13 protein-coding genes are annotated in these 14,493 nt (G+C 73.5%); 11 read left to right on the plus strand and 2 right to left on the minus strand.

The window, feature by feature from the left end; all coding sequences use genetic code 11:
• From IH25_RS0103470 to IH25_RS0103485, 4 genes are all read left to right on the plus strand, one after another.
• The coding region (locus IH25_RS0103470; protein ID WP_030602623.1) for an alpha-glucosidase C-terminal domain-containing protein at positions 1-400 on the plus strand (400 nt) is incomplete at its 5' end.
• A gap of 31 nt (positions 401-431) precedes the next feature.
• Positions 432-1,796 (plus strand): maltokinase N-terminal cap-like domain-containing protein, encoded by a 1,365-nt coding sequence (locus IH25_RS0103475; RefSeq protein WP_030602624.1) that lies wholly within the window; start codon positions 432-434, stop codon positions 1,794-1,796.
• 3 nt (positions 1,797-1,799) lie between these two features.
• Positions 1,800-4,001: a 1,4-alpha-glucan branching enzyme gene (glgB, locus tag IH25_RS0103480; RefSeq protein WP_030602626.1), complete on the plus strand. Its 2,202-nt coding sequence runs from the start codon at positions 1,800-1,802 to the stop codon at positions 3,999-4,001.
• Positions 4,002-4,096: 95 nt separating this feature from the next.
• On the plus strand, positions 4,097-5,185 hold the full coding sequence (locus IH25_RS0103485) for a glutamate--cysteine ligase 2 (protein WP_030602628.1): 1,089 nt from the start codon (positions 4,097-4,099) through the stop codon (positions 5,183-5,185).
• 19 nt (positions 5,186-5,204) lie between these two features.
• Here IH25_RS0103485 and IH25_RS0103490 read toward each other — a convergent pair whose 3' ends face one another.
• Positions 5,205-5,438, minus strand: coding sequence for a DUF6480 family protein (locus IH25_RS0103490; protein WP_030602631.1), 234 nt, complete (start codon positions 5,436-5,438; stop codon positions 5,205-5,207).
• 149 nt (positions 5,439-5,587) lie between these two features.
• On the opposite strand from IH25_RS0103490, the gene IH25_RS0103495 reads away from it, so the two are divergent.
• The 5 genes from IH25_RS0103495 to IH25_RS0103515 all read left to right on the plus strand — a co-directional run bounded on the left by IH25_RS0103495 (position 5,588) and on the right by IH25_RS0103515 (position 12,311).
• Positions 5,588-7,522 (plus strand): AMP-dependent synthetase/ligase, encoded by a 1,935-nt coding sequence (locus IH25_RS0103495; protein ID WP_051753764.1) that lies wholly within the window; start codon positions 5,588-5,590, stop codon positions 7,520-7,522.
• A 93-nt stretch (positions 7,523-7,615) separates the two neighbouring features.
• Entirely contained in the window at positions 7,616-8,050 is a 435-nt protein-coding gene (locus tag IH25_RS0103500) for an ATP-binding protein (RefSeq protein WP_030602640.1), read from the plus strand.
• A 267-nt stretch (positions 8,051-8,317) separates the two neighbouring features.
• The gene (locus IH25_RS0103505; protein ID WP_030602642.1) at positions 8,318-9,694 is read left to right on the plus strand and encodes an NAD(P)/FAD-dependent oxidoreductase; all 1,377 of its coding nucleotides are present in this window, start codon (positions 8,318-8,320) and stop codon (positions 9,692-9,694) included.
• Positions 9,695-9,790: 96 nt separating this feature from the next.
• Positions 9,791-10,000, plus strand: coding sequence for a DUF4287 domain-containing protein (locus IH25_RS0103510; protein WP_030602646.1), 210 nt, complete (start codon positions 9,791-9,793; stop codon positions 9,998-10,000).
• Between the two features lie 64 nt (positions 10,001-10,064).
• On the plus strand, positions 10,065-12,311 hold the full coding sequence (locus IH25_RS0103515; protein ID WP_030602649.1) for an FUSC family protein: 2,247 nt from the start codon (positions 10,065-10,067) through the stop codon (positions 12,309-12,311).
• Between the two features lie 4 nt (positions 12,312-12,315).
• Here the strand turns inward: IH25_RS0103515 and IH25_RS0103520 are convergent, their stop codons facing one another.
• Positions 12,316-13,170, minus strand: a complete 855-nt coding sequence (locus IH25_RS0103520) for an RNA polymerase sigma factor SigF (protein ID WP_030602653.1) — start codon at positions 13,168-13,170, stop codon at positions 12,316-12,318.
• Positions 13,171-13,499: 329 nt separating this feature from the next.
• Here IH25_RS0103520 and IH25_RS0103525 point away from each other — a divergent pair, with 329 nt between their 5' ends.
• Together IH25_RS0103525 and IH25_RS0103530 are read left to right on the plus strand one after the other, a co-directional pair.
• Positions 13,500-13,742, plus strand: a complete 243-nt coding sequence (locus IH25_RS0103525) for a hypothetical protein (RefSeq protein WP_030602656.1) — start codon at positions 13,500-13,502, stop codon at positions 13,740-13,742.
• A 272-nt stretch (positions 13,743-14,014) separates the two neighbouring features.
• A complete protein-coding gene (locus IH25_RS0103530; RefSeq protein WP_030602660.1) occupies positions 14,015-14,473 on the plus strand; it encodes a cyclic nucleotide-binding domain-containing protein in 459 nt (152 codons plus the stop codon).
• Positions 14,474-14,493: the final 20 nt, after the last annotated feature.

The following is a 14,493-nucleotide window of genomic DNA, read 5'->3' on the forward strand; positions in this document are numbered from 1 at the left end:
GGACCCCGTCTACGGCTACCAGGTCACCAACGTCGAAGCCTCCATGTCCTCCCCCTCCTCGCTGCTGCACTGGACCCGCCGGATGATCGAGATCCGCAAACAGAACCCCGCCTTCGGACTGGGGTCGTTCACGGAGCTGGCCTCCTCCAACCCGGCGGTGCTCGCCTTCCTGCGGGAGTACGAGGACGACCTGGTGCTGTGCGTGCACAACTTCTCCCGCTTCGCCCAGCCCACCGAACTCGACCTGCGGGCCTACGACGGACGGCACCCCGTCGAGCTGATCGGTGGGGTGCGGTTCCCCGCCATCGGCGAACTGCCCTACCTGCTCACCCTGCAGGGCCACGGTTTCTACTGGTTCCGGCTCACCCGAGTCGCATCCCGCATCGGCCGCCGCCGCTGACCGTCCGGCGCCGAGGAAAGGACGCGTCACCATGCCGAACACCCTCACCCCCCGGCCGCGCACCGCGACCGGGCTCGACGGGCCGCTGGACTCGCTCGGCGGGCTGCTGCGCGAATGGCTGCCGAGGCAACGGTGGTTCGCGGGCAAGGACCGGCCCGTCACCGAGCTGTCGGTGCTGTCCGTGACCGAGCTGTTCCCGGGCTGTCTGCACCTGCTGGTGCACGCCTCGCACGTGCCGGTGCCCACCCCCGGCGGCACGCCCCCGCCCGGGGACTGCTACCAGCTGCTGCTGAGCCTGCGCCGGCACCTCGCGCCGCGCCTGGAGCGGGCGTTCATCGGGCGGGCCGTGGACGGACCGCTGGCCGGCCTCGCGGTGTACGACGCGCTGCACGACCCGCGCTCGGCCCATCTGCTGCTGGAGCGGCTGCGGCACCCCGGTGCGGCGGGTCCGCTGCGGTTCGAGGCGGACCCGGCCGCGCGGGTGCCCGGGGGGCTGCCGCCGCGGCTGCTGGACGCCGAGCAGTCCAACTCCTCGATCGTGTACGGCGACGCGTACATCCTGAAGCTGTTCCGCCGGATCCAGCCGGGCGTCAACCCGGACCTGGAGGTGCCGGCGGCGCTGGCCGCCCTCGGCTGCTCCCGGGTGCCGGCGCCGGTGGCCTGGTTCACCACGGACGGCCCGCGCCCGGCCACCCTCGGGGTGCTCCAGCCGTTCCTGCCGGACGCCACCGACGGCTGGTCGCTGGCGCTGGGCGCGCTCGCGGCGGGCGACGACTTCACCGCCGAGGCCCGCGCGCTGGGCCGGGCCATGGCCGAGGTGCACCTGGCGCTGGCCGAGGCCTTCCCGCCGGCCGGGCCGGGCGAGAACGGCCGCACCGCCGAGGCGATGTGCGCGCGGCTGGACGCCGCCGCGCACGCCGTGCCCGGGCTGCTGCCCTTCGCGCCCGGCCTGCGGGCCGCGTTCGCGGCGCTGGCCACCTGCGACACCGGGCCGCCCGCCCAGCGGGTCCACGGCGACCTGCACCTGGGGCAGGTGCTGCGGGCCGGCCGCGACTGGTTCGTCATCGACTTCGAGGGCGAGCCGTCCCGTCCGCTCGCCGAGCGGCGCGCCCCGCAGTCCCCGGTGCGGGACGTCGCGGGGATGCTGCGCTCCTTCGACTACGCGGCCCGGCAGCGCCGCCCCTGGCGACCCGAGTGGGCGCGCCGCTGCCGGGAGGCGTTCTGCGCGGGCTACGCGGTCCGCGCGGGCTGGGATCCACGCAAGAAGCACGCGCTGCTGCGCGCGCACGAGACGGACAGGGCGGTGTACGAGGTGCTGTACGAGGCGAGACACCGGCCGGACTGGCTGCCGGTACCGATGGCGGCGATCAAGCGGCTCGCCGTGTGGGGAGGCTGACGCATGGCACTGCGCGACACCACGCGCCCCGAGGCCGCGGGGCCCGTGCCGCCCGTGGCCGCCCCGCTGGACCCGGCCGACCGCGGCCGGCTGCTGGCCGGGACGCACCACGATCCGCACGCCCTGCTGGGCGCCCACCCGGTGCCGGGCGGCACGCTGGTGCGGGCGCTGCGCCCGAACGCCCGCGCGGTGAGCGTCCTCGTCGACGGAGGCCGCACCGAGCTGTGCTCGGAGGGCGACGGGCTGTTCGCCGGCGTGCTGCCCGGCCCGGGCATCCCGTCGTACACCCTGCTGGTGGCGTACGACGAGGGGGAGCAGGAGGTGCACGACCCGTACCGCTTCCTGCCCGCCCTGGGCGAGCTGGACCTGCATCTGATCGGCGAGGGCCGGCACGAGCAGCTGTGGCGGGCGCTCGGCGCGGAGCCGATGGTCCACCAGGGCGTGGCCGGCACCCGGTTCACGGTGTGGGCGCCGAACGCCCAGGGGGTGCGGGTGGCCGGGGACTTCACGTACTGGGACGGCACGCAGTACCCGATGCGCTCGCTCGGCGCGTCCGGGGTGTGGGAGCTGTTCCTGCCGGGGGTCGGCGAGGGCACCCGGTACAAGTTCGAGATCACCTCCCGGTACGGCCACCGGTTCCTGAAGGCGGACCCGATGGCGCGGGGCACGGAGGTCCCGCCGGACACCGCGTCGGTGGTGACGGCCTCGCACTACGCCTGGGGCGACGGGGAGTGGATGGCGCACCGCGGTGACCTCCCGGTGCACGAGGCGCCGTTCTCGGTGTACGAGGTGCACCTGCCGTCCTGGCGGCCCGGTGCCGGCTACCGGCAGCTCGCGGAGGAACTCCCCGCGTACGCACGGGAGATGGGCTTCACCCACATCGAGCTGATGCCGGTGGCCGGGCATCCGTTCAGCGGCTCGTGGGGGTACCAGGTCACCTCCTATTACGCGCCGACGCCCCGGCTGGGTTCCCCGGACGACTTCCGGTACTTCGTGGACGCCTGTCACCGGGCCGGGCTCGGTGTGATCATGGACTGGGTGCCGGCGCACTTCCCGAAGGACGACTGGGCGCTGGCCCGGTTCGACGGGGACCCGCTGTACGAGCCCGGGAACGCCTCCCGGGCCGAGCACCCGGACTGGGGGACGTACGAGTTCGACTACGGCCGTACCGAGGTGCGCAACTTCCTGGTCGCCAACGCCGTGTACTGGTGCGAGGAGTTCCACATCGACGGGCTGCGGGTGGACGCCGTCGCCTCCATGCTCTACCTGGACTACTCGCGGGACTCCGGGCAGTGGGAGCCGAACGTCTTCGGCGGCCGGGAGGACCTGGACGCGGTGGCCTTCCTCCAGGAGATGAACGCCACCGTCTACCGGCGCTGCCCGGGCGTGGTGACCATCGCCGAGGAGTCCACCGCCTGGGACGGGGTGACCCGGCCGACCGACGGTGGCGGGCTGGGCTTCGGGCTGAAGTGGAACATGGGCTGGATGCACGACTCGCTGGAGTACATCCAGAAGGAGCCGGTGCACCGCGCCTACCACCACCACGAGATGACGTTCTCGATGGTGTACGCCTACAGCGAGAACTACGTGCTGCCGATCTCCCACGACGAGGTGGTGCACGGCAAGCGGGCGCTGGTGTCGAAGATGCCCGGCGACTGGTGGCAGCGGCGCGCCAACCACCGCGCCTATCTGGCGTTCATGTGGGCCCACCCCGGCAAACAGCTGTTGTTCATGGGGCAGGAGTTCGCCCAGGGAGCGGAGTGGTCGGAGGCGCACGGACCGGAGTGGTGGCTGCTCGGCGACGACTATCACTCGGCGGGCGATCACCGGGGCGTGCAGTCGCTGGTCCGGGACCTGAACGCGGTGTACCGGGCGACCCCGGCGCTGTGGCAGCGGGACACCGACCCGGGTGGCTTCCGGTGGGTGCTGTGCGACGCGGCGGACGACAACGTGCTGGCGTTCCTGCGGTTCGCCGGGGACGGCGGCCCGCTGCTGGCGGTGTCGAACTTCTCCCCGGTCGTCCGGCACGGCTACCGCCTGTGGGTGCCCGACGGCGGCGCGGTCTGGCGGGAGGAGCTGAACACCGACGAGGTGCGCTACGGCGGCAGCGGTGTCGGCGCCGGCGGGCCGGTCAAGGCCGAGGACGGGTTCCTCACCCTGACGCTGCCGCCGCTGGCCACGGTGTGGCTGGTGCCGGAGGGCTGAGCCGCCGCGCAGGTGTCGGTGGCCGTCCGAGGGGCATTCGGGGTCGTACAGAACCCGACTGCCCCTCGCGGCACGACATGGAAGGGCGGCATCACGTGCGCACCGTTGGAGTGGAGGAGGAACTCCTCCTGGTCGATCCGGACAGCGGCGACCCGAAGGCCCTCGCCGCGGCCGTCCTCGCCCGCGCCGCCCAGGACGATCCCGGACAGCAGGTCTTCGAAAAAGAGCTGTTCGGGCAGATGCTGGAGTTCGCCACGCATCCGCAGTCGGACATGGCGCAGCTCGGGGACGAGATCGTCCGCTGCCGCAAGGAGGCGGCCCGGCACGCCGGGGAGATCGGCTGCGGGGTCGCCGCGCTGGCCACCTCGCCGCTGCCGGTCAGTCCCTCGCTCAGTGTGAACGGGCGCTATCAGTGGCTGGCCGAGCGGTACGGGATACCCACCTGGGACCAGCTCGTCTGCGGCTGCCATGTGCATGTTTCCGTGGCGTCGGACGAGGAGGGCGTCGCCGTCCTGGACCGGCTCCGCCCGTGGCTTCCGGTGCTGCGGGCGATGAGCGCCAACTCCCCGTTCTGGCAGGGCCGCGAGACCGACTACGCCAGCTATCGCAGCCGGGTGTGGAACCGCTGGCCGTCCGCCGGGCCGACCGAGCCGTTCGGGACCCCCGAGCGCTACCACCGGCGGGTGACCGACATGGTGGACACGGGGGTCGTGCTGGACGAGGGCATGGTCTACTTCGACGCGCGGCTGTCCGCCCGCTACCCGACGGTGGAGGTCCGGGTGGCGGACGTGTGCCTGTGCGCGGAGACCGCCGTCCTGCTCGCGACGCTGGTCCGCGCCCTGGTGGACACGGCCGCGGCGGAGTGGCGGGCGGGCCGGCCGGCGCCCGACACCGGGGTCAGCCTGCTCCGGCTGGCCGACTGGCAGGCCGCCCGGTTCGGCCTGGAGGAGGACCTGCTCGACCCGGTCACCCTGCGGCCCCGGCCCGCCGCGCGGGTGCTGGAGTCCCTGCTGGAGCACACCGGGGACGCGCTCAAGGCCAACGGCGACGCCGACCGCGCCGCGCGGGGCATGGAGGAACTGCTGCGCCGCGGCAACGGCGCACGGGAACAGCGCGAGCTGCTGGAGCGCACGGGCAGCCTGCGGGACGTCGTCACCGAGTGCGTCCGGCGCACCCAGGGCTGAGCGTCCCGCCCGGCGGCGGTCACAGGATCAGGCTCAGCGCGTAGGCCAGGAAGAACGCCGCGATCAGGATCACCACGATCAGGATCACGGTCAGCGGCGCCTTCCCCCAGCCCTTCGTCGGATTGTGCGTCTCCCGGGGCCCGGCCTCGGGCATGCTGCTCTCGGCGGGCGGGGTCTCGCCGGGCGGGACCGAGCCGCCGGGTTCCAGCCCGGTGCTGCGCTCGGGCTCCGGATCGGGGTTCACATGACTCATGTCCCCCGAGTCCCCCCGACACGCCCACATCATCAGCCCGATCACGACTTCTCCGATCCGGTCACCGGACGCTGTCCCCTGAGCTACATTCGAGCACCGCCGACACCGAGCCGCTCGGCGGAGTGACCTCCGTACCCCGGGAGCAGCGCATGCGGAACGTCGCCCCCGCCCCGGCCGCCGCCCCGCCCCTCACCGGCGGCCTCGCCGACAGCGTCTTCGCCGCGGCGGAGCGCGATCCCGCGCTGCCGGTGCTGGCGCGCCGTGCGGAATCCGGCGGCGGCTGGCTCACGGTGACGGCGGCCGAGCTGCGGGACGAGGTGGTGGCCGTGGCCAGGGGGCTGGTCGCCGCCGGGATCACGCCCGGCCACCGGGTGGCCCTGATGGCCCGGACCCGGCACGAGTGGACGGTGCTCGCCCACGCGCTGTGGACCGTCGGTGCCGAACTGGTCCCTGTCCACCCGTCCTCCTCGCGCGACCAGGTCGAGTGGATCCTGCGGGAGACGGGCTGTGTCGCCGTGGTCGTGGAGGACGAGCAGGGCGTCATGACCGTCGGCACGGTGTGCGCCCGGCTGCCCCGGCTGCGGCACGTCTGGCAGCTGGACGCGGGCGCCCTCGCCGATCTGGTCGCGGCCGGAGCGGCGGTGCCGCGCACCACCGTGGAGTCGCTGCGCCGGCTCGTGCTGCCGGACGCCACGGCGGCCGTCGTGCACACCTCGGGCACCTCGGGCCGGCCGATGGGCTGCGCGCTCAGCCACCGCGGCCTGGCCTACCCGTGCGACACCCTGCTGGCCGGCTGGGCGCACACCGCCGCACCTGCGGGGCAGCGGCCGTCCGTGCTGGCCTTCCTGCCGTTCTCCCATGTGTACGGCCTGATGGTCATGCTGACGTGTGTGCGCGGCGGGGTGCTGCTGGCGCACGAGCCGGAGGTGACCGGGGCGGCGCCGGCATCGGCGCTGCGCACCTTCCGGCCGACGTACCTGTACGGCGTGCCGGCGGTGTTCGAGCGGCTCTACACGACCTTCCTGCGCACCGCCCGGCAGGCGGGCCGGGGCGCGCTGTTCGAGCGGGCCGCGCGTACGGCGCGGGAGTTCGCCGCGGCCGAGGAGCGCCGGCGGCTGGGTGCCGGACCGGGGCCCGGGCTGGAGCTGAGGCTGCAACACGCCCTGTACGAGCGGACGGTGTACCGGGGGCTGCGGGCGGCGCTCGGCGGCCGGGTGGTGCGCGGCGCTTCCGGCGGCTGTGCGCTCGGCCGCGAACTGGGCCTGTTCTACGAGGGCATCGGCGTGTTCGTGCACGACGGCTACGGACTCACCGAGACGTCCGGCGCGATCACCATGCAGCCGCTGGGCCGGGAGAAGTCCGGGACGGTGGGAACCGCGCTGCCGGGCACCGCGATCCGGGTGGCCGACGACGGGGAGATCCTCGTGCGCGGGCCCTCGGTGTTCCAGGGGTACGCCGGTGACGAGCAGGCGACCCGGGCGGTGCTGCGGGACGGCTGGCTGGCCACCGGGGACCTCGGCCGACTGGACGCCGACGGCTTTCTGACGATCACCGGGCGCAAGAAGGACCTCATCGTCACCAGCGGGGGCAGGTCCGTGGCGCCGGCCCCGCTGGAGGAGCGGCTGCGCGCGCATCCGCTCGTCCACGAGGCGCTGGTGATCGGCGACGGCCGGCCCTGTGTCGGCGCCCTGATCACCCTGGACCCGGACTTCCTCGCGCACTGGCGGACCGCGCTCGCGCTGCCCGGGGACGCCCGGGCCCGGAAGGCCCGGGAGGAGAACGCGCTGCGGGAGGAGATCGCGCGGGCGGTGGCCTGCGCCAACAGCCCGGTGTCCCGCGCGGAGTCCATCAGGGTCTACCGTGTCCTCCCGGAACCGTTCGCCGCGGTCGACGGGTTGCTCACGCCGTCCCTGAAGCCGCGCCGGGACGCCGTGGTACGGCACTACGCCGCCGAGATCGAGGCGATGTACGCCGCCCGGGCCCGGCCGCGGCCGGTGGAACCGGCCGCGTGGGACGACCCGGACGACGTGTTCCGCCGAGGAGATGGCCCCCGGGGGAGTCGGGCGGGGAGGGCGGACGGATAGTCCGCGCGGCAGGGGGAACCCGCAGCGCAGCGAAGAGATCAGTTGACGACGACCACCCGGGCCGGCGGGGCCGGTCGGGGCCGGGGAAGCGAGATGACGACGGAGCCGCGTTGGGACGACACACCACCGTCGGAGGAGAGGTACGAGCGTACGTTCTCCTTTCCCGGTGAGCTGCGCAACGTCACGGGAGCGCGGCTCGCCGCGGAGGAGTTCTTGCGTGCCCTCTCCCGTGAGGCGCCACCGGGCGCCCAGGAGTACTGGGACGACATCCTGCTGGTGGTGACGGAACTGGCGGCGAACGCCATCCAGTACGCGCCGGGCCCGTTCGATCTGCGGATGCGCCGCACCTTCGACGGCGTGCACGTGACGATGCGGGACACCAACACGGCGCGCCCGGAGCCGCGGCCGTTCCATCCGCGCACCGGTGGCGGCGGGATCGGCTGGCATCTGGTGCACACGCTGTGCAGCCAGGTCAGCGTCGTCGTGCACGACACCGGCAAGGACATCCACGCGTTCCTGCCCTGGTGACGCCGGGACGGCGGTCCGGCCGTACGACGTGTAGGCGGCGGTCCGGCCGTACGACGTGTAGGCGGCGGTCCGGCCGTTCGACGTGTAGGCGGGCGCGCACCGGTTACTCCACCGGGCAGCGGGGGCGAGGCCGCCCCCCACGCGTTCGTCTGCCTGCCGCACCCGGCTGGCGGGGTGGCCGCGGGCGCGGTGGGATCGAAGTTGGCGCCCGGCGATCCAGGGCATGCGAACAGCGTCGAGCCGGACCGCCCGGAGCCGCAGAAAGGGATGAACACCGTGACACGACCCAGGATCCTGGTGGTGGGCGCAGGCTTCGCCGGAGTCGAGTGCGTCCGCCGCCTGGAGCGGAATCTCGCCCCCGACGAGGCCGACGTCACGCTGGTGACGCCGTTCTCCTACCAGCTGTACCTGCCTCTGCTGCCCCAGGTCGCCTCCGGCGTGCTCACGCCGCAGTCGATCGCCCTGTCGCTGCGCCGCAGCAAGAAGTACCGCACCCGGATCATCCCGGGCGGTGCGATCGGGGTGGACCTGAAATCCAAGGTGTGCGTCGTCCGCACCATCACCGACAAGATCGTCAACGAGCCCTACGACTACATCGTGCTGGCCCCGGGGAGTGTGACCCGCACCTTCGACATCCCGGGCCTGACCGAGCACGCCTTCGGGATGAAGACGCTCGCCGAGGCCGCCTACATCCGCGACCACGTCATCTCCCAGCTGGATCTGGCGGACGCCAGCGACGACCCGGCCGAACGGGCCGCGCGGCTGCAGTTCGTGGTGGTCGGCGGCGGCTACGCGGGCACGGAGACCGCGGCCTGCCTCCAGCGCCTCACCCACGCCGCCGTGCAGCGCTACCCGCGCCTGGACCCGGGCCTGATCCGCTGGCATCTGATCGACATCGCCCCCAAGCTGATGCCGGAGCTGGGCGAGAAGCTGGGCCGCAGCGCGCAGGGGATCCTGGGCCGGCGCGGTATCGAGGTCTCGCTGGGGGTGTCGATCGAGAAGGCCGGCGCCGAGGAGGTCACCTTCACCGACGGCCGGGTGGTGCCGACGCACACCCTGATCTGGACGGCCGGGGTGGTCGCCAGCCCGCTGATCGCCACGCTCGGCGCGGAGACGGTCAAGGGGCGGCTGGCGGTGACCGCGGAGATGTGCCTGCCGGGCCAGGACGGGGTGTTCGCGCTCGGCGACTCGGCGGCCGTGCCGGACCTGGCCAAGGGCGACGAGGGCGCGGTCTGCCCGCCCACCGCCCAGCACGCCATGCGGCAGGGCAAGGTGGTCGCCGACAACGTCATCGCGGCGCTGCGCGGACAGCCGATGCGGCCCTACGAGCACAAGGACCTGGGCCTGGTCGTCGACCTCGGCGGCAAGGACGCGGTGTCCAAGCCGCTCGGTGTGGAACTGCGCGGGGTGCCCGCGCAGGCGGTGGCCCGCGGCTACCACTGGTCGGCGCTGCGCACCAATGTCGCCAAGACCCGGGTGATGACCAACTGGCTGCTGAACGCGGTCGCGGGCGACGATTTCGTACGCACCGGCTTCCAGGCCCGCAAGCCCGCCCGGCTGAAGGACTTCGAGTTCACCGACGCCTATCTGACACCGGAACAGGTGCGGGCCCGGGTGGAGGGCGCGGCCGTCGAACCGTCCTGATGTGACCGTGATCACCACCGGCCGCCGATGAGTGCGGCCCGGGCCGGCCGTCCTACCAGGTGATCACGGAAACACCGCACGGAGGGACGCACCACCATGACCGAGAAGACCGTCAAGGGCCCGGCGAGTTACTTCCCCTCGATCGAGAAGAAGTACGGCCGCCCGGTCGGCGAGTGGCAGGAGCTGATCCGGTCCTCGCCGCTGACCCGGCACATGGAGCTGGTCGGCTGGCTGAAGTCGGCGCACGGGCTCGGCCACGGGCACGCGAACGCCCTGGTGGCCGCCACCCTGGCCGAGGGCAGGTAGTCCGGGCGCGCGTGCGATGCTGGATCATGGAATCGATGGCTGGCACGGGAGAGAGCGCGGCTAAGTGAGGGCAGCGGGGCGGTCGGGACGGGTACGGCTGTGGGACCGGCTCGCGGCGTCGGACCCCGGGCTGCTCCGGCTGACGGCGGGACTGCGCACGGTCACCGCCATCGCCCTCACGCTCGCCGTCCTGGCCGGGATCGGCGTCCCGGTGACCCAGCTGGTCGCCGGGGCCATGGCCGCGATGGTCGCCACCTTCGCCATCCGGGAGAAGCAGCCCGCCGGGCAGGCCGGCACGCTCGCGCTCGGTCTGCCGGTGGCGCTGGTCTCGCTGTCGCTGGGCGCGCTGCTCAACCAGCACGTCGTCGCCGGCGACCTGTTCTTCGTCGCCCTGATCTTCAGCGCCGTCTACGGCCGCCGGTTCGGCGACCGCGGTACGGCGCTCGGGCTGATCGGGTTCCAGATCTACTTCCTGTCGCTGTTCGTGCGCGCCACACCGGGTGCGCTGCCCGCGCTGTACGGCGTCGTCGGCGTGGCGTTCGCGGCCAGCGCCACCGCCCGGTTCGTGCTGCTGCCGCAGACCCCGGCGGGCACCCTGGACCGGTTGCGGCGGGCCTTCCGCGCCCGGCTCGCCCAGCTGATCGCCAGCCAGGCGAAGCTGCCGGACGCCGGGCCCGAGGAGGTGGAGAAGGTGCTGGAGGAACTGCGCACCCGTACCGCCCGGCTGCACGAGACGGCGCTGATGATCCAGGGCCGGCTGGAGGACGGCACCTCGGACCCGGCGGTGGCCCGGCTGCTCCAGCGCCGGGTCGCGGACGCCGAGATCGCGGCCGAGCGGCTGGGGCTGCTGCTGCTCACCGCGCGCAGCGCCGAGCGGACCGACACCCTCACCCTGCACCTGCCGGGCGCCCCGGTGCCCTCGGGGGTGGAGTCCCCGGTGCGGGACGGGGCGGCGGCCGCGCTGCGCCGGGATCTGCGGGCGCTGCGGGTGCTGATGCTGCGCCCGGCCGGGGAGGCGTCCGGGACCGCGCTCGCCCAGGTGCGCAACCGGCTGCTCGGGTATCGCGAGGAGGAGAACCTGCCCGAGGCGTCGCCGGCCGTGCAGGACGTCTTCCGGGGACTCGGCGAGGCGGCCCGCGCCTCGCTCGGTCTGCGGCTGGCCCTGGACGGCCCGCAGGACGAGTCCGCGGACACCCCGGCGACCACCCGCTCGCGCGAGGAGCTGGACGCGGAGGACACCGCGATCGAGATCAGCGAGGAACGGACCCCGGAGGCGACGGAGCCGACCGGGCTCGCGCGGCCCACCACCCGGGCCGCCCTCCAGGTGGCCGTCGGCTCCTCGCTGGCCATCGCCGGCGGTGAGCTGCTGTCCAGCCAGCGCTGGTACTGGGCGGTGCTGACCTGCTGGATCGTCTTCCTGAACACCGCCTCCACCGGCGAGATCCTGGTGAAGGGCTACCGGCGGCTGCTCGGCACGGTGCTCGGCGTGGTGGCGGGCATCGGGCTCGCCGGGCTGGTCGGGCACCACACCTGGACGGCGTTCGCCCTGGTGCTGGTGTTCATCTTCGCGATGTTCTACAGCGCGCCGCTGTCGTACACCCTGATGTCGTTCTTCGTCACCGCGATGCTGGGGCTGCTGTACACCCTGCTGAACACCTACAGCGCGGAGGTGCTGGTGCTGCGGATCGAGGAGACGGCGCTCGGCGCGGCCTGCGGGGTGTTCGCCGCGGCGGTGGTGCTGCCGGTGCACACCGACCGCCGTACCAACGAGCTGCTGGTGGCGGTCCTGGACCGGCTCGCCGATGTCACGCGGGGCGCCGTCGACCAGCTGAGCGGCGGGACGGGCGGCGATCTGGTGGAGCGGGCGCGGGAGCTGGACCAGGCGCTGGCGGACCTGCGGGCGGCCACCCAGCCGCTGACCCATCCGATCACGCCGCTGCGCTCGCGCCGGGACTCGGTGCGGTATGTCGTGGCGCTGCTGGAGACCTGCGCGTACCACGGGCGGTCCCTCGCGGCCACGGCGGAGCTGCTGCCGACGCACCCTTCCATCGCGGCCGATCCCCGGCTGCGCGGGGCGTGCGGGCGGATCGTGCACAACATCGAGGCCATCGCGGCGCATGTCGCGGATCCGCGGGCCGCCGTGGAGATCGAGAGCGGCTCCAGCATCGCGTCGATGCTGGAGCCGGGAACCCTGCGCACCCCGCGCTACGGCCGGGTGACCGACCGGGTCCTGCGCCATCTGCAGCGGCTGGACGAGGCGGTCTCCGGTCTGGCGCGTCCGCTCGGCGTGACCGGCGGGCCGGCCCGCTGAGCGGCTACCGCCGCCCGGCCGGACCGGGCCGGCGGGTGCCCAGTGCCTCCTCGCGGATGCGGGCGCAGCTGCGGCTGATCAGCCGGGAGACGTGCATCTGCGATATGCCGAGCCGGTCGGCGATGCGGCTCTGCGTCATGTCCTCGAAGAAGCGCATGTAGAGGATGGCCCGCTCACGCTCGGGCAGCCGGCGCAGCCCCTCCTTGGCGGCCTCCCGGTCGACGACGATGTCGTAGGAGGTGTCGGTCTCGCCGAGGGTGTCGGCGAGGCTGTAGCCGTCGTCACCGGCGGAGAGTTCGGCGTCCAGGGAGAGGGTGCTGAAGCTCTCCAGCGCCTCCATGCCGGCGGCGACCTCTTCCTCGGTGAGCCCGGTGTGGGCGGCGATGTCGGCGACGGTGGGCTCGGGGCTGCCGGGGTTCTGGGTGAGTTCGCGCCGGGCGACCCGGACCCGGTTGCGCAGTTCCTGGACCCGGCGGGGCACCCGCAGGGCCCACATCCGGTCGCGGAAGTGCCGCTTGACCTCTCCGGTGATCGTCGGCACGGCGTAGCTCTCGAAGGCGCCGCGGGACGGGTCGAAGCGGTCGATGGCCTTCACCAGTCCCAGTGCGGCCACCTGGCGCAGGTCCTCCACGGACTCGCCGCGGTCGCGGAACCGCCCGGCGATCCGGTGGGCCATGGGCAGCCAGGCGGTGACGAGTTCATCGCGTACGGCGTCCCGCTCGGGGCCGTCCTCCAGCTCGGCCAGCCGCGCGAACATCGCCGCGGTGTCGGGGGCGTCGTCGTGATTGCGGCGGGACGGCGCCCCGCCGGCGGCGGGGGCGGTGGTGCCGGGACGGCTTGTCGACATGTCGGTCAGCATGCGGAATCGCTCCTGAACGTGTTGCAGGGCACCTCCGGAAACAGGGGTTCCGGGTTCTGGCCCGAACGGTGGTGTCAGGGTTTCGCCGCGGGTTCGCCGCCGGGCCCGGCGGGAGGGGCCCAGGCAGCGGGTCTTCTCCCCGCTGGGCGCGCGCCTCCGGTCCGAAGCACGAGATTCCGCCTGCCCCCTCGCCCAGCGGGCAAACACCGCCGTGAACGGAACTTGGGAAACCGCTTCGGTACGAGCGGAACGCGGACCGGGGCGCGCTCCGGGTCCGGCACGCTCGGTGCGGGTGTCATCACCCGGGAGCGTGCGGGTACCCGCCGGATATGACGGATGTCGTGGACGCTGACGAGTTGTTGCGCCGCATCCGGCGCGGGCGGGAGCACGCGGCGGCGCAGGAGGACGCATGGCGGGAACGGGCCCGGAGCCTGGCGGCGACGGATCCGGAGGGCGCCGCGGAGGCGGCCGACCGGGCGCGGGCCTTCGAGGCGGTGCTGCGGGTGCTGGAGGAGATCGTCAGCCCGGGCGGGACCCCCGTACAGGCGGACGGAGTGAAACAGGTCACCTGACCCGATATGGGCTATGAGGAGGCCCGGTAAATGGTTTATCGTTCACCCATACGTGATGCGGGAGCCGCGCGGGTCCGCGCTGTGCCCCTCCTCGCGTCACCACATACGGCCCTGGCTGGCCTCCCCCGTCCAGCCAGGGCTTTCCCCTGTCCGGAAGCGGACGGAACACCGCGGGCGCCCCGCCTCGAGGTGCCCGGCGCGGCGGCAGCGGCTGAAATGGGAGGCAGCACAGCACCCGGACCGCGACCGCCGCCGGCGAGGAGCCCCGCGCCATGACCAAAGCGATCAAACTGCTCACCGCCCTCCCCCAGGCACAGCGCGAGCGCCTCATGGAGGTGGCCAAGGAGGTCTCCTTCCCGGAGGACAGCCGCATCTTCGAGGCGGGCGGCACGGCCGACCGGTTCTGGGTGATCCGCTCGGGCGCGGTCCACCTGGACACCCAGGTGACCCCCCGGCAGCGGGTGACCGTGGCCACGCTCGGCGCGGGCGACCTGCTCGGCTGGTCCTGGCTGTTCCCGCCCTACGAGTGGGACTTCGGCGCGGTGGCCTTCACCGACGTACGCGCCTACGAGTTCGACGGGCCGTCGGTGCTCGCGCTGTGCGTGGAGGATCCGCTGCTCGGGCTCTCGGTGGTGCGGACCGTGGCCGAGATCCTCGCCCACCGGCTGGAGACGACCCGCGGGAAGCTGATGGAGCAGTACACGATGCGCCGGCGGGTCGGTCCCCTCTAGGTCCTGTCTGACAATTCCCG

It is taken from the genome of Streptomyces achromogenes subsp. achromogenes (assembly GCF_000720835.1).
GTDB lineage: Bacteria > Actinomycetota > Actinomycetes > Streptomycetales > Streptomycetaceae > Streptomyces > Streptomyces achromogenes.